At 29.0% G+C, this 17664-nt stretch carries 30 protein-coding genes; 27 read left to right on the top strand and 3 right to left on the bottom strand.

Annotated features, from left to right (window positions below; genetic code table 11):
* The first annotated feature begins 1 nt into the window (after position 1).
* The 24 genes from rplW to ACTTAS_RS02265 are packed head-to-tail and all read left to right on the top strand — an operon-like array spanning position 2 to position 12217.
* Positions 2-295 carry a 50S ribosomal protein L23 gene (gene rplW / locus ACTTAS_RS02150; protein WP_262589101.1) on the top strand — a complete coding sequence of 98 codons (294 nt, stop codon included), beginning with the start codon at positions 2-4 and terminating at the stop codon, positions 293-295.
* Between the two features lie 3 nt (positions 296-298).
* The gene (rplB, locus tag ACTTAS_RS02155; RefSeq protein WP_075506807.1) at positions 299-1138 is read left to right on the top strand and encodes a 50S ribosomal protein L2; all 840 of its coding nucleotides are present in this window, start codon (positions 299-301) and stop codon (positions 1136-1138) included.
* The gene (gene rpsS / locus ACTTAS_RS02160; RefSeq protein ID WP_075506806.1) at positions 1138-1428 is read left to right on the top strand and encodes a 30S ribosomal protein S19; all 291 of its coding nucleotides are present in this window, start codon (positions 1138-1140) and stop codon (positions 1426-1428) included. Before rplB ends, rpsS begins: the two co-directional genes overlap by 1 nt.
* Before the next feature lie 2 nt (positions 1429-1430).
* Positions 1431-1829, top strand: coding sequence for a 50S ribosomal protein L22 (rplV, locus tag ACTTAS_RS02165; RefSeq protein WP_440678181.1), 399 nt, complete (start codon positions 1431-1433; stop codon positions 1827-1829).
* Positions 1813-2493, top strand: a complete 681-nt coding sequence (gene rpsC, locus ACTTAS_RS02170; RefSeq protein ID WP_075506804.1) for a 30S ribosomal protein S3 — start codon at positions 1813-1815, stop codon at positions 2491-2493. Before rplV ends, rpsC begins: the two co-directional genes overlap by 17 nt.
* Positions 2493-2903 (top strand): 50S ribosomal protein L16, encoded by a 411-nt coding sequence (rplP, locus tag ACTTAS_RS02175; protein WP_075506803.1) that lies wholly within the window; start codon positions 2493-2495, stop codon positions 2901-2903. Before rpsC ends, rplP begins: the two co-directional genes overlap by 1 nt.
* On the top strand, positions 2904-3095 hold the full coding sequence (gene rpmC, locus ACTTAS_RS02180; RefSeq protein ID WP_075506802.1) for a 50S ribosomal protein L29: 192 nt from the start codon (positions 2904-2906) through the stop codon (positions 3093-3095).
* The gene (rpsQ, locus tag ACTTAS_RS02185) at positions 3088-3324 is read left to right on the top strand and encodes a 30S ribosomal protein S17 (RefSeq protein WP_428080011.1); all 237 of its coding nucleotides are present in this window, start codon (positions 3088-3090) and stop codon (positions 3322-3324) included. The genes rpmC and rpsQ overlap by 8 nt, the downstream gene beginning before the upstream one ends.
* Positions 3324-3692, top strand: coding sequence for a 50S ribosomal protein L14 (rplN, locus tag ACTTAS_RS02190; RefSeq protein ID WP_008544079.1), 369 nt, complete (start codon positions 3324-3326; stop codon positions 3690-3692). The genes rpsQ and rplN overlap by 1 nt, the downstream gene beginning before the upstream one ends.
* 1 nt (position 3693) lies before the next feature.
* The gene (gene rplX, locus ACTTAS_RS02195) at positions 3694-3939 is read left to right on the top strand and encodes a 50S ribosomal protein L24 (RefSeq protein WP_262589105.1); all 246 of its coding nucleotides are present in this window, start codon (positions 3694-3696) and stop codon (positions 3937-3939) included.
* Complete coding sequence (rplE, locus tag ACTTAS_RS02200) at positions 3939-4493, top strand: 50S ribosomal protein L5 (protein ID WP_262589106.1); 555 nt, start codon at positions 3939-3941, stop codon at positions 4491-4493. The genes rplX and rplE overlap by 1 nt, the downstream gene beginning before the upstream one ends.
* Positions 4494-4495: 2 nt before the next feature.
* Positions 4496-4801 carry a 30S ribosomal protein S14 gene (gene rpsN, locus ACTTAS_RS02205; RefSeq protein WP_075506797.1) on the top strand — a complete coding sequence of 102 codons (306 nt, stop codon included), beginning with the start codon at positions 4496-4498 and terminating at the stop codon, positions 4799-4801.
* A gap of 11 nt (positions 4802-4812) precedes the next feature.
* Positions 4813-5208, top strand: coding sequence for a 30S ribosomal protein S8 (rpsH, locus tag ACTTAS_RS02210; protein WP_440618343.1), 396 nt, complete (start codon positions 4813-4815; stop codon positions 5206-5208).
* A complete protein-coding gene (gene rplF, locus ACTTAS_RS02215) occupies positions 5208-5747 on the top strand; it encodes a 50S ribosomal protein L6 (RefSeq protein WP_262589108.1) in 540 nt (179 codons plus the stop codon). The genes rpsH and rplF overlap by 1 nt, the downstream gene beginning before the upstream one ends.
* Positions 5744-6103 carry a 50S ribosomal protein L18 gene (gene rplR / locus ACTTAS_RS02220; RefSeq protein WP_440678986.1) on the top strand — a complete coding sequence of 120 codons (360 nt, stop codon included), beginning with the start codon at positions 5744-5746 and terminating at the stop codon, positions 6101-6103. Before rplF ends, rplR begins: the two co-directional genes overlap by 4 nt.
* A gap of 2 nt (positions 6104-6105) precedes the next feature.
* Positions 6106-6621, top strand: coding sequence for a 30S ribosomal protein S5 (rpsE, locus tag ACTTAS_RS02225; RefSeq protein ID WP_075506793.1), 516 nt, complete (start codon positions 6106-6108; stop codon positions 6619-6621).
* Positions 6621-7073: a 50S ribosomal protein L15 gene (gene rplO, locus ACTTAS_RS02230; protein WP_440678182.1), complete on the top strand. Its 453-nt coding sequence runs from the start codon at positions 6621-6623 to the stop codon at positions 7071-7073. The genes rpsE and rplO overlap by 1 nt, the downstream gene beginning before the upstream one ends.
* Before the next feature lie 9 nt (positions 7074-7082).
* Entirely contained in the window at positions 7083-8363 is a 1281-nt protein-coding gene (gene secY, locus ACTTAS_RS02235) for a preprotein translocase subunit SecY (protein WP_075506791.1), read from the top strand.
* Entirely contained in the window at positions 8364-8927 is a 564-nt protein-coding gene (locus ACTTAS_RS02240) for an adenylate kinase (protein WP_440656745.1), read from the top strand.
* A gap of 55 nt (positions 8928-8982) precedes the next feature.
* Positions 8983-9366 carry a 30S ribosomal protein S13 gene (rpsM, locus tag ACTTAS_RS02245; RefSeq protein WP_075506789.1) on the top strand — a complete coding sequence of 128 codons (384 nt, stop codon included), beginning with the start codon at positions 8983-8985 and terminating at the stop codon, positions 9364-9366.
* A gap of 2 nt (positions 9367-9368) precedes the next feature.
* On the top strand, positions 9369-9818 hold the full coding sequence (rpsK, locus tag ACTTAS_RS02250) for a 30S ribosomal protein S11 (protein WP_075506788.1): 450 nt from the start codon (positions 9369-9371) through the stop codon (positions 9816-9818).
* Positions 9818-10846 (top strand): DNA-directed RNA polymerase subunit alpha, encoded by a 1029-nt coding sequence (locus ACTTAS_RS02255; RefSeq protein ID WP_075506787.1) that lies wholly within the window; start codon positions 9818-9820, stop codon positions 10844-10846. The genes rpsK and ACTTAS_RS02255 overlap by 1 nt, the downstream gene beginning before the upstream one ends.
* Positions 10846-11289: a 50S ribosomal protein L17 gene (gene rplQ / locus ACTTAS_RS02260; RefSeq protein ID WP_262589113.1), complete on the top strand. Its 444-nt coding sequence runs from the start codon at positions 10846-10848 to the stop codon at positions 11287-11289. The genes ACTTAS_RS02255 and rplQ overlap by 1 nt, the downstream gene beginning before the upstream one ends.
* 10 nt (positions 11290-11299) lie before the next feature.
* A complete protein-coding gene (locus ACTTAS_RS02265) occupies positions 11300-12217 on the top strand; it encodes an RluA family pseudouridine synthase (RefSeq protein ID WP_440678183.1) in 918 nt (305 codons plus the stop codon).
* On the opposite strand, the gene lipB is transcribed toward ACTTAS_RS02265, so the two are convergent.
* The gene (lipB, locus tag ACTTAS_RS02270; RefSeq protein ID WP_440678184.1) at positions 12195-12812 is read right to left on the bottom strand and encodes a lipoyl(octanoyl) transferase LipB; all 618 of its coding nucleotides are present in this window, start codon (positions 12810-12812) and stop codon (positions 12195-12197) included. The two genes, ACTTAS_RS02265 and lipB, sit on opposite strands and share 23 nt — an antisense overlap.
* Positions 12813-12873: 61 nt before the next feature.
* On the opposite strand from lipB, the gene mgtE reads away from it, so the two are divergent.
* Positions 12874-14247 carry a magnesium transporter gene (mgtE, locus tag ACTTAS_RS02275; RefSeq protein ID WP_440678185.1) on the top strand — a complete coding sequence of 458 codons (1374 nt, stop codon included), beginning with the start codon at positions 12874-12876 and terminating at the stop codon, positions 14245-14247.
* Here the strand turns inward: mgtE and panC are convergent.
* Positions 14244-15089 carry a pantoate--beta-alanine ligase gene (panC, locus tag ACTTAS_RS02280; protein WP_440678186.1) on the bottom strand — a complete coding sequence of 282 codons (846 nt, stop codon included), beginning with the start codon at positions 15087-15089 and terminating at the stop codon, positions 14244-14246. The genes mgtE and panC overlap by 4 nt on opposite strands.
* Positions 15090-15093: 4 nt before the next feature.
* Between panC and ACTTAS_RS02285 the strand changes: the two genes are divergently transcribed.
* The gene (locus ACTTAS_RS02285) at positions 15094-15909 is read left to right on the top strand and encodes a sugar phosphate nucleotidyltransferase (RefSeq protein ID WP_440678187.1); all 816 of its coding nucleotides are present in this window, start codon (positions 15094-15096) and stop codon (positions 15907-15909) included.
* Positions 15906-17201 carry a UDP-glucose dehydrogenase family protein gene (locus ACTTAS_RS02290; protein WP_440678188.1) on the top strand — a complete coding sequence of 432 codons (1296 nt, stop codon included), beginning with the start codon at positions 15906-15908 and terminating at the stop codon, positions 17199-17201. Before ACTTAS_RS02285 ends, ACTTAS_RS02290 begins: the two co-directional genes overlap by 4 nt.
* A 1-nt stretch (position 17202) precedes the next feature.
* Here ACTTAS_RS02290 and ACTTAS_RS02295 read toward each other — a convergent pair whose 3' ends face one another.
* Entirely contained in the window at positions 17203-17664 is a 462-nt protein-coding gene (locus tag ACTTAS_RS02295) for a RidA family protein (protein ID WP_440678189.1), read from the bottom strand.

Genomic DNA, 17664 nt, shown 5'->3' on the forward strand with positions numbered 1-17664 from the left:
TATGGATAAAATTCATTTATACGACAAAATTCTTTTTCCAGTTGTTACTGAGAAATCAACAAACTTATCTGAATTGAATAAAATTACTTTCAAGGTTCCTGATGGTGCTAACAAAAAAAACCTGAAAAAAAATATTGAAAAAATTTTTAAGGTTAATGTCACTAAAATTAACATCATTAATAAACAAAATAGAACTAAACTTACTAGAGGTAAAAAAGTGAAAGTTTCAGGATACAAAAAAGCAATCATAACTCTAAAAAAAGGTCAAAGCATTGATCTAACAACAGGAATTTAATAAATGGCATTAAAAACTTTTAAACCATACACAAAATCTACGAGAGGTACTATTTTAGTAGATAGAACAGGTCTATGGAAAGGTAAACCTTTTAAAACTCTTGTTTCTCCAAAAAATGCTATGAAGGGAAGAAATAATAATGGACACATCACTTCAATTAACAGAGCAGGTGGCCATAAGAAAATGTATAGACATGTTGATTTTTATAGAAAAAAATTCGACATGGAGGCTACTGTTGAAAGAATAGAATATGATCCGAATAGATCTTGCTACATAATGTTGGTTAAATTTGAAGATGGAACACATTCATATTTTTTAGCTCCTCAAAAAATTAAAGTTGGTGATAAGATTGAGAGTGGATCAAAAAAAGAGATTAAAATTGGAAATTGCATGCCGTTACAAGATATACCAGTTGGTATCAATATTCATAACGTTGAAATTCAACCAGGTGGTGGCGGTAAAATAGCTAGAGCAGCTGGTTCTTCAGTTACGATTAGTGGATTAGATGGAAATTATAGTTTAATTAAATTAGCATCAGGGGAAGTACGTAAAATAGACTCAAGGGCTTTAGCTACTATTGGAATATTAAGTAATCCTGATCAAAAAAATATTAAAATTGGTAAAGCTGGTAGATCAAGATGGTTGGGAAGAAGACCTCATACTAGAGGTGTTGTTAAAAACCCAGTAGATCACCCTCATGGAGGTGGTGAAGGTAAGTCAGCCGGCGGAAGACATCCGGTGTCTCCAACAGGACAATCAGCAAAAGGTTTAAAGACTAGAGATAATAAGAGAACAGATAAATTTATAGTTAAGAGAAGAAATAAAAGGAAGGATACTAAGTAATGGCTAGAGCTGTATGGAAAGGACCATTTGTTGAAGAAAGCTTGATGAAAAAAGTAGACAAGTACAAAGATGATCCTAAGAAAATTCCAATTAAAACTTGGTCTAGAAAATCTACTATTCTTCCAGATTTTGTAGGGGTAGCTTTTCAAATATATAATGGTAAAAAATTTATTCCAATAACAGTATCAGAAGATATGGTTGGTCATAAATTAGGAGAGTTTGCGCCAACAAGAACTTTCTTTGGACACACACCAGCTGATAAGAAAGCTAAACCAGCAGAGAAAAAATAATTATGGGTAAGAAAAAGAAAATTGATAAAAACAATGATAAGACTGTAAAGTCTATAAACAATGGAATTAGATCAAGCGTAAGAAAGATTAATCCAATTTTAAAAAGTATTGTTGGTAAAAAGGTTGATGCAGCTATTAGAGACCTGCAGTTTTCAGAAAAAAGAGTTACAAGAGATATTAGAAAGACAATTAGCTCAGCTGTTGCAAACGCTGAAAATAACTTTCAATATGATATTGACAATTTAATTGTCAAAGAAGCGTATTGTGGAAAAAAAATTGTTATGAAAAGATTTAGACCAAGAGCAAAAGGTAGAGCGGCACCAATTTTAAAACCTTGGTCAACAGTAACTATAATTTTATCAGAGGAAAAACAAATGGAGAAACATGGGACAAAAGGTTAATCCTGTAGGTTTTAGATTAGGTGTAAACAGAGGTTGGGACTCTGTTTGGTATGCTAAGAAAAAAGATTTTGGCAACTATCTAATTGAAGATTTTAAAATAAGAGAATACATCAAGAAAAATGTAATTAATTCAGGTGTATCTAAAGTGATGATAGAGAGAACATCAAACAAATGCTACGTTACAATTTACACATCTAGACCTGGATTTGTAATTGGTAAAAAAGGTAGTGATATTGATAAAATTAAAAATAACTTATCAAAATTTACGACAAATGAAGTGAACTTAAATATCAAAGAGGTTAAAAAACCTGAAACAAATGCATATTTAGTTGCTGAAAACATTGCACAACAGTTAGTAAAAAGAATTTCATACAGAAGAGCCATGAAGAGAGCTATGCAATCATGTATTAGACTAGGTGCAAAAGGGATTAAAGTTTCAGTAAGTGGAAGATTAGGCGGTAATGAAATCGCTAGAACTGAATGGTTAAGAGATGGTAGTATACCATCACACACTTTAAGAGCAGATATAGATTATGCAGAAGCAGAAGCTCTTACAACATATGGAATTATTGGAATTAAGGTTTGGATCTATAAAGGTGAAGTTTTTGCAAGAGAATTTAGCCAGGAAACAAACAAAGTCACTCCAAAGGAAGGTAAACAATAATGCTTCAGCCAGTAAGAACTAAATGGAGAAAAGCTCATAAAGGAAGAATTCATGGTAATGCTACTAGAGCAAGTACTATTAATTACGGTGCATATGCCTTGAAAGCATTACAGCCTGAAAGAGTTACTGGAAAACAAATTGAAGCTGCTAGGGTTGCTTTAACTAGACATATGAAAAGACAAGGAAGAGTATGGACAAGAGTTTTTCCAAATATTCCAGTTTCTAAAAAACCAATAGAAGTTAGAATGGGTAAAGGAAAAGGATCACCAGAATATTTTGCTTGCAGAGTAAAACCTGGAAGAATTTTATTTGAAGTTGATGGTGTTTCAGAACAAATTGCCAAAGAGGCACTTTATAAAGCTTCAGCAAAGTTACCAATAAAAACAAAGACAATAAAGAGATTTGCATAAATGAAAAAACAAGAGATTAAAAAATTAAGCAAAGATGAAGTTATCAAAAATATTGATAAGCTTAAAAAAGACTTATTTAATTTTCGATTTCAAAAAATGAATTCTCAAATAACTAACCCTGCAAAAATTGGAGAAACAAGAAAAACAATTGCAAGATTGAAAACAATTTTAAAAGGAAAATCAAATGCCTAAAAAAATATTAACAGGAGTGGTGATAAGCGACAAACCTAATAAAACAATTACAGTAATGGTAGAGAGAAAATATTCACACCCTGTATTGAAAAAAGTCATTAGAGTCAGAAAAAATTACAATGCTCATGATGAAAATAATACATTTAAAACAGGCGATAAAGTTTCAATTATTGAAAGCAAACCATTTTCAAAAAATAAAAAGTTTCAAGTTATGGAGAATAATAAATAATGATTGGTGTACAGACAGAATTACAAGTTGCTGACAACACTGGCGCAAAAAGAATAGAGTGCATCAAAGTATTGGGTGGATCTAAGAGAAGATATGCCAGCATTGGAGATACAATTGTAATTGCTGTGAAAGAGGCTATTCCTAAGGGCAAAGTAAAGAAAGGAACTGTTCATAAAGCTGTAGTAGTAAGAGTTAAAAAAGGAATTCATAGAAACGATGGATCAAAAGTAAAATTTGATAATAATGCAGCAGTATTAGTTGACGATAAGGGTGAACCAGTTGGTACTAGAATATTTGGTCCTGTTACTAGAGAATTGAGAAGTAGAGGGCAAATGAAAATAATTTCATTAGCGCCGGAGGTTTTATAAGATGATTAAAAAAGGTCTAAAAGTAAGAGTGCTAACTGGAAAAGACAAAAAAAAAGAAGGTGAAGTTATCGAAATCGACAGAGCGAATAATAGAGCCAAAGTAAAAGAAATTAATATGGTTAAAAAACACGTTAAAACAACAAAAGAGAAAAAAGGTGGTATTTTTTCAAAAGAAGGTTTTATTCATTTATCAAATTTAAAATTAATAGATGAAAAAGCAGAAAAGAAAAAAGAGGCTAAGAAATAATGACTCCAAGATTAAAAGAAATTTTTAATAAAGAAATACAACCAGCTTTAAAAGACCAATTTGGCTTCAAAAATATTTACATGGCGCCAAGAATTGAGAAAATTGTTTTAAATATGGGTCTTGGTTTAGATGGTTCAGACTCTAAAATTCTTAAATCGTGTGAAGAGGATATGGCTAAGATAACAGGCCAAAAACCTGTAACTACTAAATTCAAAAAATCTGTAGCTAATTTTAAGACAAGAAAAGGATCTAATGCAGGCTTAAAAGTAACTTTAAGAAAAAATAAAATGTATGAGTTTTTAGATAGATTAGTAAATATTGCCCTTCCTAGAATTAAAGATTTCAGAGGATTGTCGCCTAAAGGTTTTGATAAATTCGGAAATTACACTTTTGGCATAAAGGAACATATCATATTTCCTGAAGTTAGTTTTGATAGAGCTGATAAAGTTAGAGGCTTAGACATCGTTATTGTTATAAAAGCAATTAACAAAGAGCACAGCTTTGCATTATTAGAAAAAATGAATTTTCCATTTATTAAAAAAGGAGACAATTAAAAATGGCTAAACTTAGTGCTGTAAATAAAAACAAAAAAAGAATTAAACTTTCAGACAAAATGTTCAAGAAAAGACAAAATTTGAAAAAAATAATAATGGATAAAAAACTTCCATTAGAGGAAAGATTTAAGGCACAGCAAAAATTATCAAAATTGCCAAGAAATTCAGCTAAAACAAGAGTGATGAATAGATGTGAAATAACAGGTAGACCACATGGTGTTTATAGAAAACTAAAAATATCAAGAATTGCTCTTAGACAATTAGGATTACAAGGAAAAATACCTGGCTTAGTTAAGTCGAGCTGGTAGGAAGGAAAATTATGAGTTTAAGTGACCCAATAGGAGATATGATAGCTAGAGTTAAGAATGCTCAAGCGAGAAATCATAAAAAAGTAGATCTGCCATCATCAAACTTTAAATCTAAAATTGCAGATATACTTAAAAATGAAGGTTTTATAAAAGACTTTAAAATTATCTCAGAAGATAATAAACCAACATTGTCTTTAGAACTTAAATATCACTCTGGTAACCCAGTTATCAGTGCATTTGAAAGAGTTTCTAAACCAGGAAGACGAATTTTTTCTAGTGCCGAAGGTTTACCTAAAATTAATAACGGTCTTGGTATTGCAATAGTTTCTACACCAAAAGGTGTAATGACCGATATTGACGCCAGAAAACAACGTGTTGGTGGCGAAATTATTTGTAAGGTATTTTAATGTCTAAAATTGGAAAAATAAATATATCAATACCTGAAAAAGTTAAAGTGGCTTTAGCCGGCAATATTATAAATATAGAAGGGCCATTAGGAAAGAAATCAATAAATATTGATTTGGATATGTTTAATTTGGATATCAAAGAAGGAAAAGAGATTTCAATAAAACCAAAAAAAATTGACCAAAATTCTAAACGACTTTGGGGCATGAACAGAAGTTTAATTAATAATGCCGTGATTGGCTCAAGTACTGGCTACGAAAAAGTATTAGAGCTTGTAGGTGTTGGATATAGAGCAGCATTAAAAGGAAATCAGCTAAATTTACAATTAGGCTACAGTCATGATATTGATTTTGACATTCCAGAAGGAATTAAAATTGCTGTAGAAAAACAAACTACACTTAAGATCACTGGATCTGACAAACAATTAGTTGGTGAAGTTGCATCAAAAATTAAAACATTTAGAAAAATTGAGCCATATAAGGGTAAAGGTGTTAGAGAAAAAGGCCAATATGTTCTTAAAAAAGAAGGTAAGAAAAAATAATGAAACTAAACACTAGTATTAGAAAAAGATTTAGAGTAAGCAATAAAGTAAAAAAAGTTGCTCCCAAAGATAGATTTAGATTAAGTATTTCAAGATCTGCCAAAAATATTTCAGCTCAAATCATTGATGATACAAAAAAAGTAACTTTGTTATCAGCTTCATCCATTGAGAAAGATTTAAAATCATCTGATAAAATTAACAAAACAGAGCTTTCAAAATTAGTTGCCCAAAAGCTTGCAAAAAAAGCTCATGAAAAAAATATTAAAAAAATTTATTTTGATAGAGGATCTTATAAATATCATGGTAGAATTAAAGCATTTGCAGACACGTTAAGAGAAAATGGGATGGAATTTTAATTATGGAAAATAACAAAGACAAAAAAACAGACGATATTTTAGAAAAGTTAGTTCATATCAACAGAATTACAAAAGTTGTAAAAGGTGGAAGAAGATTTGGGTTTTCAGCTCTCGTAGTTGTAGGGAATCAGGCTGGAAAAATTGGAATAGCACACGCTAAAGCAAAACAGGTTCCAGATGCAATAAAAAAAGCTAATGAAATGGCGAGAAGAAAATTAACTCATATACCTTTGAGAGAAGGAAGAACAATTCATCATGATGTGAAAGCTAAAGATGGCTCTGGTAGAATAGTTTTAAGAGCAGCATCAAAAGGTACAGGTATTATTGCAGGTGGTCCAGTTAGAGCAGTATGTGAGGTATTGGGTGTAAAAGATATTGTTGCTAAATCAATGGGCACATCAAATGCACACAATGTGATTAGAGCAACCATGAAAGCTTTAATGAAACAAAATTCACCAAAACAAATTTCAGCAATAAGAAATAAAAAAATATCAGAAATTATTGAAAAAAGAGGATAATGATTACATTAAATACAAGACAGAAAATTAATAAACCCAAAATTAGAGTAGGAAGAGGTATTGGTTCTGGAAAAGGTAAGACATCGGGGAGAGGTGTTAAAGGTCAAAAATCTAGATCTGGTGTAGCAATTAAAAGTTTTGAAGGTGGTCAAATGCCTTTGTATAGAAGATTACCTAAAAGAGGCTTTAATCCAATTTCCAGAGAAAACATAGCAATTTTAAATTTAGAAAAAATTCAGTCTTATATTGATAAAAAAAATATTAATCCAAATGAAGTGCTTAATTCTTCATCTCTAAAAAAATTAAAATTAATAAACAAAAACTCTACAAAATTAAAAATATTAGGTACTGGAGAGTTAAGAGATAAAATTAATATTGAGGCTGACTTAGCATCAAAATCAGCAATAGAAAAACTAGAAAAAATTGGTGGATCTATTCAATTAAAAAAATAATTTGTTTAAATGAGTGCATCATCTTCAACAAATGATCTAAGAAATAGAATAATTTTTACCATAGCAATTCTTGCAGTATATAGATTTGGTACATTTGTTCCTTTACCAGGAATTGATCCAGAACAATTAAAAATCATGATGGACGGTAATCAAAAAGGGTTACTTGGTATGTTTAATGTTTTTGCTGGAGGAGCAGTTAGTAGAATGGCAATTTTCGCTCTTGGTATAATGCCATACATATCATCTGCTATTATAGTTCAGTTGTTAACAGGGGTTTCAGATTATTTTAAGAATTTAAAAGCACAGGGAGAAACAGGTAGAGCAAAGATTACTCAAATAACAAGATATGGAACAGTTTTACTCGCTACAGTTCAAGGTTATGGTTTATCAGTAGGTTTAGAATCTTCTGCAGATTTGGTAATTAATCCAGGAGCATTTTTTAAAATTACAACAGTTACAACTATTGTTGCTGGTACAATTTTTCTTATGTGGCTAGGTGAACAAATCACTCAAAGAGGAATTGGAAATGGAATTTCTTTAATTATTTTTGCTGGTATTGTTGCCGAAATACCTAGAGCTTTAGTTACAACTTTTGAATTAGGTAGAACAGGCGCTGTATCAACTTTCATGATCTTAGCAATTTTTGTTCTTTTAATATTAACTATTTTATTTGTTGTTTTTATGGAGAGAGCGTTAAGAAAAATTCTTATCAATTATCCAAAACGACAAATGGGAAACAAAATGTATGGCGGAGAGTCTTCTCATTTGCCGTTGAAAATTAATCAAGCAGGAGTAATACCGGCAATTTTTGCATCAGCTTTATTATTGTTACCTGTCACTTTTTCTAATTTTTCTTTTTCAAATAATGAAACTTTTTTAAACTTAAGTTCTTATTTTACTCAAGGTCAACCTTTGTACATGTTGCTATATGCATCTGGTATAATATTTTTTACATTTTTCTATACTTCAATTACATTTAACCCAACTGAAACAGCAGAAAACTTAAGAAAATATGGTGGGTTTGTTCCAGGAATTAGACCTGGTGAAAGTACAGCTTTGTATATTGAAAATATTCTAACTAAACTTACTACAATAGGTGCTTTATATTTGACACTTGTATGTTTAATGCCAGAATTTTTAATAGCTAATTACCCAATTCCTTTTTATTTGGGTGGTGCATCTATTTTAATTGTTGTTGTTGTTGCCATTGATACTGTAACTCAAATTCAAACAAGATTAATGAGTTCTCAATACGAACAATTAATTAAAAAAACTAAATTTGGAAAGTAAGTGAATATAGTTTTGTTTGGACCGCCTGGTGCTGGTAAAGGTACTCAAGCCAAATATTTAGTAAAGAAACTTAATTCATTTCAGATCTCAACTGGCGAACTTTTAAGAGAAGAAATTTATAAAAATTCAGATATTGGTAAGATGATTACCAATGACATGAAAAATGGTAAATTTGTAAGTGATGAAATTGTAAATAAGCTTATTGAAAATTTAGTTTCTGACCCTCAAAAAAAAAATAGATTAATATTTGATGGATACCCTAGATCTTTGAGCCAAGCAAAAAATTTAGATATCTTACTCGAGGCATCAAATCAAAAGATAGATTTAATTTTGTATCTCAAAGTTGATAAAGATACAGTTGTAAAAAGACTAGAGAAAAGAAAAATTATTGAAAATAGATCAGACGATGAAACAAATACTATTCTAAAACGTTTTGACACATACATGAACACAACAGAGCCAGTACTTAATTACTACTCAGAGAATCCTAAATTTAAGGAAATTGATGGGAGCTTAGAAATAGACGAAATAACAAGGAAAATAGACACTTTTATAAATGTTTAAGACGTTGACTTTGATTAATCTTCTTATATAAAAGGCACAATTTATCACAAAAATTATGGCTCGTATCGCAGGTATAAACATTCCACAAAATAAACTTGTCCACATTGGACTAACATATATTTACGGAATTGGAGATAAATTCTCACAACAAATTTGTTCTTCTCTAGAAATTCCAAGAGCCAAAAGAGTGAACGAGCTAACTGATGATGAAATTTTAAAAATAAGAGAATATATCGATCAAAATTTTAAAGTCGAAGGTGACCTTAGAAGAGATTATTCTTTAAGTATTAAAAGATTAATAGATCTTGCGTGTTATAGAGGAACAAGACATAGAAAAAAATTACCTGTAAGAGGTCAAAGAACAAGATGTAATGCAAGAACAAGAAAAGGAAAAGCAATCGCTATTGCAGGAAAGAAATTAACACCAACTAAAAAATAATAATGGCAAAAACAGAAAAAACTGACAATAAAGATCAGAAGGTAGAAAAATCTTCTAAAAAAAGTGCTAAGAGTTCTTATTCAAAAAAGAAAAAGATAAAAAAAAATATTTTAAATGGAATTGCTTATGTGCAGTCGACATTTAATAACACAATAATTTCAATTGCTGATACAAATGGAAATGTAATATCCTGGGCATCTGCTGGACAGAAAGGATTTAAAGGATCAAGAAAATCTACACCCTATGCAGCTCAAATAGCAGCTGACTCCGCAGCATCAAAAGCATTAGAGTATGGAATGAAAACTTTATCTGTTGAGGTAAAAGGGCCTGGTTCAGGAAGAGAAACAGCATTAAGAGCTTTACAAGCAAGAGGTTTTAAAATTTTATCAATTAAAGATACAACACCTATGCCTCACAACGGAACTAGACCACCAAAAAAAAGGAGAGTTTAATGGAAGTAGAAAACGTTAATGTTAAAAATTGGAAATCTTTAATTAAACCATCTAAATTAGATGTTCAAATTAGTGATGACTTAACACATGCCAAGATTATAGCTGAGCCTTTAGAAAAAGGTTACGGATTAACTTTAGGAAACTCTTTAAGAAGAATTTTGCTTTCTTCAATCAGAGGAGCTGCAGTTACTTCAATTCAAATAGATGGTGTTTTGCATGAATTTACATCAATTAAAGGTGTAAGAGAAGATGTAACAGACATAGTATTAAATGTTAAATCATTAGCCTTAAAATGTAATTCTGAAGGTACAAAAAAATTAGTTTTAGATGCAAAAGGTCCAGGTGAAATAAAAGCTTCAGACATTGCTCCTGTGACTGATGTAGAAATATTAAATCCTGAGTTAGTAATTTGTAACTTAGATGAAAATACTACTTTTCATATGGAAATGAATGTAAACACTGGAAAAGGTTATGTTCCAGCTGAGCTTAATAAACCAGAGGAGCCACCATTAGGTTTAATTGCCATTGACTCTTTGTATAGCCCCGTAAAAAAAGTTTCTTATTCTGTTAGCACAGCAAGAGAAGGTAAGGCTCTTGATTACGATAAATTAACAATGGAAGTAGAGACTAATGGTTCAATCTCTGCAGAAGATGCTGTTGCTTACTCTGCTAGGATTTTTCAAGACCAGTTGAAAATGTTTGTTAATTTTGATGAGCCTGTTGAAGCTCCTGTAAAAGAAGTTTCATCTGAACCTGAGTTTAATAAGAATTTATTAAGAAAAGTTGATGAACTAGAACTATCTGTAAGATCAATGAATTGCTTAAAAAATGACAATATAATTTATATTGGCGATTTAGTTCAAAAATCTGAAGGTGAAATGTTAAGAACACCAAATTTTGGTAGAAAATCTTTAAATGAGATAAAAGAAGTTCTAACTGGAATGTCTCTGTATTTAGGTATGGAAATACCTAACTGGCCACCAGATAATATTGCAGAAATGTCTAAAAAATTAGAGGAAGCAATTTAATGAGACACGGCTTAGCCAATAAAAAACTAAACAGAACATCTGAGCATAGAAAAGCTCTATTAAAGAATATGTTAAATTCTTTGATAAAATATGAACAGATCAAAACTACATTACCAAAAGCAAAGTTCTTAAGACCTCAAGCAGACAAAATTATTACTTTAGGTAAAAAAGATACATTACAAACAACTAAGATGCTTGTATCTCAACTCCAAGATATTAAATCAGCTAATAAAGTAAAAAAAACTCTTTCAAAAAGATATTCAAATAGAAAAGGTGGCTACACTAGAATTATTAAAGCTGGTTTTAGATATGGCGATAATGCTCCAATGGCAATTATAGAATTTGTAGATAGAGATGTTGAGGCCAAAAGAGTAGATAAGAAGAAAAAAGATACGTCAAAAGAAGCTCCAAAAACAGAAGAAAACAAACAAGCTACAGCTTAAATCCTAAATCATGAACAAGTCATACATCGTTGATTCAACGTGTAATGATATGCGTATTGATAGATGGATGAGATTAAATATTGGAAAAATACCTCAAGGTTTAATTGAAAAATATCTTAGGACAGGAAAAATTAAAATTAACAAAAAAAAAGTTAAAAGTTCTCACAAAATAAAAAAAGGAGATCAAATAAAAATATTTAATATTGAATTTAAAGACAGGGTAGAACAAAAAAAAATAAAATTTTTACCAACTAAAGAAATAATAAAATCAAACGAAGATCAAATAATTGATGATAATGATAATTTTGTTGTATTAAATAAAGCATCAGGAATATCAGTACAAGGTGGTACAAAATCTAAAAAAAACTTAGTTGATATTTTCGCAAAGAGTGAAATTTTTAAAGGAACAAAACCTTATTCTGTTCATAGATTAGACAAAGATACATCTGGTGTATTTATAATGGCAAAAAATAGAGAGAGTGCACAGTTACTAACATCATTATTTAGATTAAGAAAAGTACATAAAACATATCTTGCCATATGCCAAGGAGAAATAAATAAAAACACAGGTGTTTGGGATGATGAATTAATAAGATATGATGGAGATAAAAAGTTAATAGAAAAAGCAAAAACTATATTCAAGGTAATAGATAAAAATTCTGAAGCATCTTTATTGGAGCTAAAACCAATAACTGGAAGAAAACATCAGTTACGTAAACAACTTCTTGCAATCGGAAATCCTATATTTGGTGATACCAAATACAAACTATCCAAGTCAGATAAAGGTATAAATAAAAATCTTATGCTGCATTCGTATCAAATTAAATTTAAAATAAATGATATGAAGTATACTTATTCAGCCTTATTACCAGAATATTTTAAAAAGTTGTTAAAATCAAAAAGACTTATTTTTTCAAATTTGAAATAAAATTTTTGATAATTTCATTATTTAAGTTAGAATAATCTTGATTTGAAATTTTTTTTAAATTTGTAACACCTTTATCTGAAATTCCACAAGGTATTATTTTTTTATAATTTTCTAGGTTGTTATCAACATTTATTGCAAATCCATGATATGCAATCCACTTACTCACTCTAATGCCTATCGCAGCAATTTTTTTAATTTCATTTTTGTCTTTATACCATATTCCAATATTTTCTTTATCAGGAAAGGTTTCAATATTATATTTCTTTAAACTTTGAATAATTGTGTTTTCAATGGTTGTGATAAATTTTCTAATGTCTTTTTTTTCTCTTAGATCAATAACAAAATAACAAATTAATTGACCTGGACCATGATACGTAATTTTTCCACCTCTGTTTGTTTTTAATAGATCAATTGATTTATCAATTATTTCATTTTCTTTATACGATGTACCTGCGGTAAAAATTTCAGGATGCTCTAAAATCCAAATTAATTCTTTTTCTTTATTAGCTGTAATATTTTTTAATCTAGACTCTAATAGATCAATTGCCTCAAAATAATTTACCGGTTTTATTGACTTTTTGATCTCTATATCCATTTAAAATTTGTAATATTTTAATTATGTATTAATAGTGCACAACTAAATTATAGGTACATTTATGTCTTTAATTAAAAAAACTAAAGATAAAAAAGTAAATTTTGAATTCAATAAAGAATATTTGAGAGTTGTTACCTCTAAAATAGCTAACAATGATGCAAAATTTATTAATGACTCATTCAATGAAATGCACCCTGCTGATGCAGCAGACATAATTGAACAATTAAGCATTAGTGATAGAGAAAGTTTAATTAAATTAAATAATTTTAATATTGATGCAGAGGTTTTTGTAGAATTAAATGAATCTATACAAATTGAAATAATAAAATATTTATCTTCAGATTCAATTGTAACTATTCTTACTAACTTAGAGTCAGATGATGCTATTTCAATTTTAGAAAATGTACCTGAAGAAGACAAGAACACTATATTAAGCTCATTACCTCCTAAAGACAGATTTGCTCTGTTAGAAAGCTTAAGCTATCCTGAAGATACTGCTGCTAGACTTATGCAGCGTGAGTTTACAGCTATACCCAGCAACTGGTCTGTAGGTCAAACAATTGACTATTTGAGAGAAAATAAAGATTTGCCTGAAGAATTTTTGGAAATTTTTATTGTTAATGAAGAATTTAAACCTATTGGAACAGTTCCATCATCAAGAGTGCTTACTTCACCAAGAGACACAAAAATGGCAAGCATCATGTCTGAGTCTCAATTATTAGTGCCTGTTGATATGGACAAAGAAGAGGTGGCCAATCTATTTGAAAATTACAATCTAAATTCAGCAGCCGTAATTGATAAAAATAATAAATTGGTAGGAATGATTATGAACGATGATGTTCTTACAGTCCTGAAAGAAGAGGCGGAGGAAGATGCATTAAGGCTTGCAGGTGTAGGTGATGAGGAAATTACTGATGGTGTTGTTACAAAAACCAAAAGAAGATTCAATTGGCTTTTATTGAATTTATTTACAGCTTTCTTAGCAACTTGGTGTATTAGCTTGTTTGGAGCAACTATTGAGCAAATGGTTGTTCTTGCTTTCCTGATGCCAATTGTTGCCTCAATGGGTGGAAATGCAGGAATGCAAACATTGGCTGTTACAGTCAGAACAATTGCAACAAATGACTTAACTCAAAATAATTTTTCATCAAATGTTTTTAAAGAATTTTCAATTGGCATATTAAATGGAATTATATTTGCTGCCATAAGTGCTTTAATAGTTCAAATTTGGTTTCAAGATAGTATTCTTTCAATAATCATTTCAATATCAATGGTACTTACTATGATTATAGCTGGACTGTTTGGTATACTTGTTCCTTTTACTTTAAAAAAAATGAATATTGATCCTGCAATTGCATCGAGTGTCTTTGTTACAACCATAACTGATGTTATAGGTTTTGTATCATTTTTAGGTGTTGGGGCTTACTTTCTCTAAAAATTATCAATTAATCTTACGTTATCAATATAATACGCAATAAATAAACGTGAGTCTTTAACTGTATTAGATATTTTAAGATTTTTAATTGATCTTAATTCTAAGTATTCAATATTAATTTTTAAAAATTTCTCAAAATATTTCATTTGAATTTTTAAATTTTGTTTTATTTTTTTATCATTTGCTAAATTTTTTTTTAATTTAATTAGACTTTTACTTAAGAAACTTGCTTTTTTAATTCCATTTAAATCCAAATGATTATTTCTTGAAGATAACGCTATTTTGTTTTTATTTCTAATCGTTTTACATGGAATAATAGAAGCTTTATATTTATTTTTTAGATAATTTTTAATTAAGAAATATTGTTGATAATCTTTTTTGCCCATAAATATTTTTTTTGGATTTACTAAATTAGTTAATCTTCCCATTACATCTAGCACCCCTTCAAAATGACCTTTTCTAAATTTGGCGCATAAAATTTTATCTTTTTTTGTGATTTTTATGTTTGATTTTTTATTATTATTGTAAATATCTTTAAATTTTGGAATGTATAAGAAATCTACCTTTTTAGTTTTTTTTAAAATTTTAATATCTTCTTTGATATTTGTTGGATAGTTTTTAAAATCTTTTTTATTGTTAAATTGTTTGGGATTAACAAAAATACTTACTATTGTCTTTTTGCAAGTTCTATTTGATTTTTCTATAAGTGATAAATGACCCTCATGTATACTCCCCATTGTGGGAACAAAGCCAATATCATTAAATGGCCTTAAAACTTTAAATAATGAATTATTATTTAATATAATTTTCATTTGTATTAGAAATCTAGATAAGTAAAACATTTATATGATTAAACAAGCAATTATTCCTCTAGCAGGTCAAGGAACTAGACTTTTGCCTTTAACAAGTGTTTTTGCAAAAGAACTGCTTCCAATAAATGGAAAGCCAGGAATTGAGTATATTTTAGATGAGTGTATTGAAGCAGGAATTAAAGAAATTATTTTTATCATATCAAATAAAAAAAAAATGATTAAAAATTATTTTTATAGTGATACTTTTTATAAAAAAATTATTAAAAAAAAAAAAGATCCCAGAATAATTGCTGAATATAAAAAAATATTAAAATATAAAAAACTAATAAAATTTGTATATCAAAATATACCAAAAGGAACAGGTGACGCTGTATTTAAAACAAAAAAATATATAAAAGATAAATATTTTTTAATGTTGCTACCAGATGATTTGATAATAAAAAAAAACTGTTCTAAAGATATGATTAAAGTACATCAAAAGTACAAATCCTCTGTAATGGCTAGTATGAAAGTTAATTCTAAAACAGTTTCAAGATGGGGCATCTATAGTTTAAACAAAAAAATTTCCAAAAATGATTATTTTATTGATGATGTAGTTGAAAAACCTTCAATTAAAAATGCTCCTTCTAATAAAGCAGTAATAGGAAGATATATCCTTCCCAAAACTATATTTAATAAATTAGCCAAGCAAAAACCTGGTAATGGTGGTGAAATACATATAACAGATGCTATTCAAACTTTAATAAAAGAAGGTGAAAAATTTGTTGCTCATAATTTTTTAGGGAAATATTTAGATTGTGGGACAATGCAAGGATTTATTAATTCTAATAAAGAAATAGGAAAAATATGAAACTTTGTATGATAGGTACTGGCTATGTTGGTTTGGTGAGTGGCGTTTGTTTTTCAGACTTAGGTAATGATGTTATTTGTGTAGATAAAGATAATAATAAAATTAATAATTTAAAAAATGGTAAAATACCTATCTACGAGCCAGGTTTAGAAGAATTAGTCAAAAAAAATATAAAAAATAATAGATTAAATTTTTCAACAAATTTAAAAGAATCTGTAATAAAATCTGACATAATTTTTATATGTGTTGGAACACCAACTAAAAAAAATAGTAACAGTGCAGATCTTTCTCAAGTTTATTCGGTTGGAAAAGAAATATCTAAATCAATTAACAAATTTAAAATAATAATAACAAAATCAACTGTTCCTGTTACTACAGGTGATGAACTAGAAAAGATTATTTCAAAAAAAGTAAATAAAAGATTGTTTTCAGTAGTATCTAATCCAGAATTTTTAAGAGAAGGTGAGGCGATAAGAGATTTTATTTATCCTGATAGAGTTGTGGTTGGTTCAAACGAAGAAAAATCAAAAAAAATACTTAGAAATTTATATTCTCCATTAATATCCAAGGGTGCAAAATATGTTTCTACAAATCGACGAGCTGCTGAGTTAATTAAATATGCTTCTAATGCTTTTTTAGCAACTAAAATTACATTTATAAATGAAATTGCAAATTTATGCGAAAAAACTGGTATCGATGTTGAAGATATATCCATAGGAATTGGACTTGATAACAGAATAGGAAGTAGATTTTTAAGAGCCGGTCCCGCATATGGAGGCTCTTGTTTTCCAAAAGATACTAAAGCTATTGTATCTACAGCTGATAAATTTAAATCTAATTTATCAGTAATTAAAAGTGTTATTAAATCTAATCAGAATAGATCAGATTTATTACTTAAAAGGCTTCATTCAATAATTAAAAAATTTAATAATAAAAAAGTTTCAGTTTTAGGAGTTACATTTAAAGCAAACACTGATGATATGAGAGACTCCTCAAGTTTAAAAATAATTCCTTATTTATCCAAAAAGGGAGCAAAGATTAAATATTACGATCCCACTGGTTCCAAAAAAGAATTCAATAATCTAAAAAATGTTGAATATGCTAATTCAATACAAAACTGTATTTCTGGTTCAGACATTATAATTATTCATACTGAATGGAATGATTTTAAATCGATTAATTTTAGAAAACTTTCTAAGAATAAAAGACTTATTATTTACGATATGAGAAATATATTTTCACCAACTAAAATAGAGAAACTAGGTATAAAATATTTTGGTATTGGAAGATAGTTTAGTTTAATTCAAATATAGCATCAACTTCTACAGAAACACCAAGTGGTAGACTATTGGTACTTACCGCTGCTCTTGTGTGCATGCCAGCATCTCCAAATATTGACGCAATTAAATCTGAAGCTCCATTAATTACTTTTGGTTGTTCAGTAAAGTCATTTGTCGAATTAACGTATCCAGTTAACTTAATGCATGATTTTATTTTAGATAAATCACCATTACAAGCAGCCTTTGCTTGAGAAACCAAGCTCAATCCACATCTTTTCGCAGCTTCGTAGCCTTGATCTGTACTTAAATCTTTACCAACTTTTCCCTTAATTAATTCTCCGTTTTCGTTTATCGATATTTGACCTGAAATAAAAAGTAGATTACCAGTTACTTTAGTTGCAACATATGAGCCAACAGGAGGTTTGGCTTCTGGTAAAATAATATTTAATTCTTCTATTTTTTTTTCAAAGCTCAT

The sequence above is a fragment of the Candidatus Pelagibacter sp. HIMB1611 genome, assembly GCF_052047715.1.
Lineage (GTDB): Bacteria > Pseudomonadota > Alphaproteobacteria > Pelagibacterales > Pelagibacteraceae > Pelagibacter.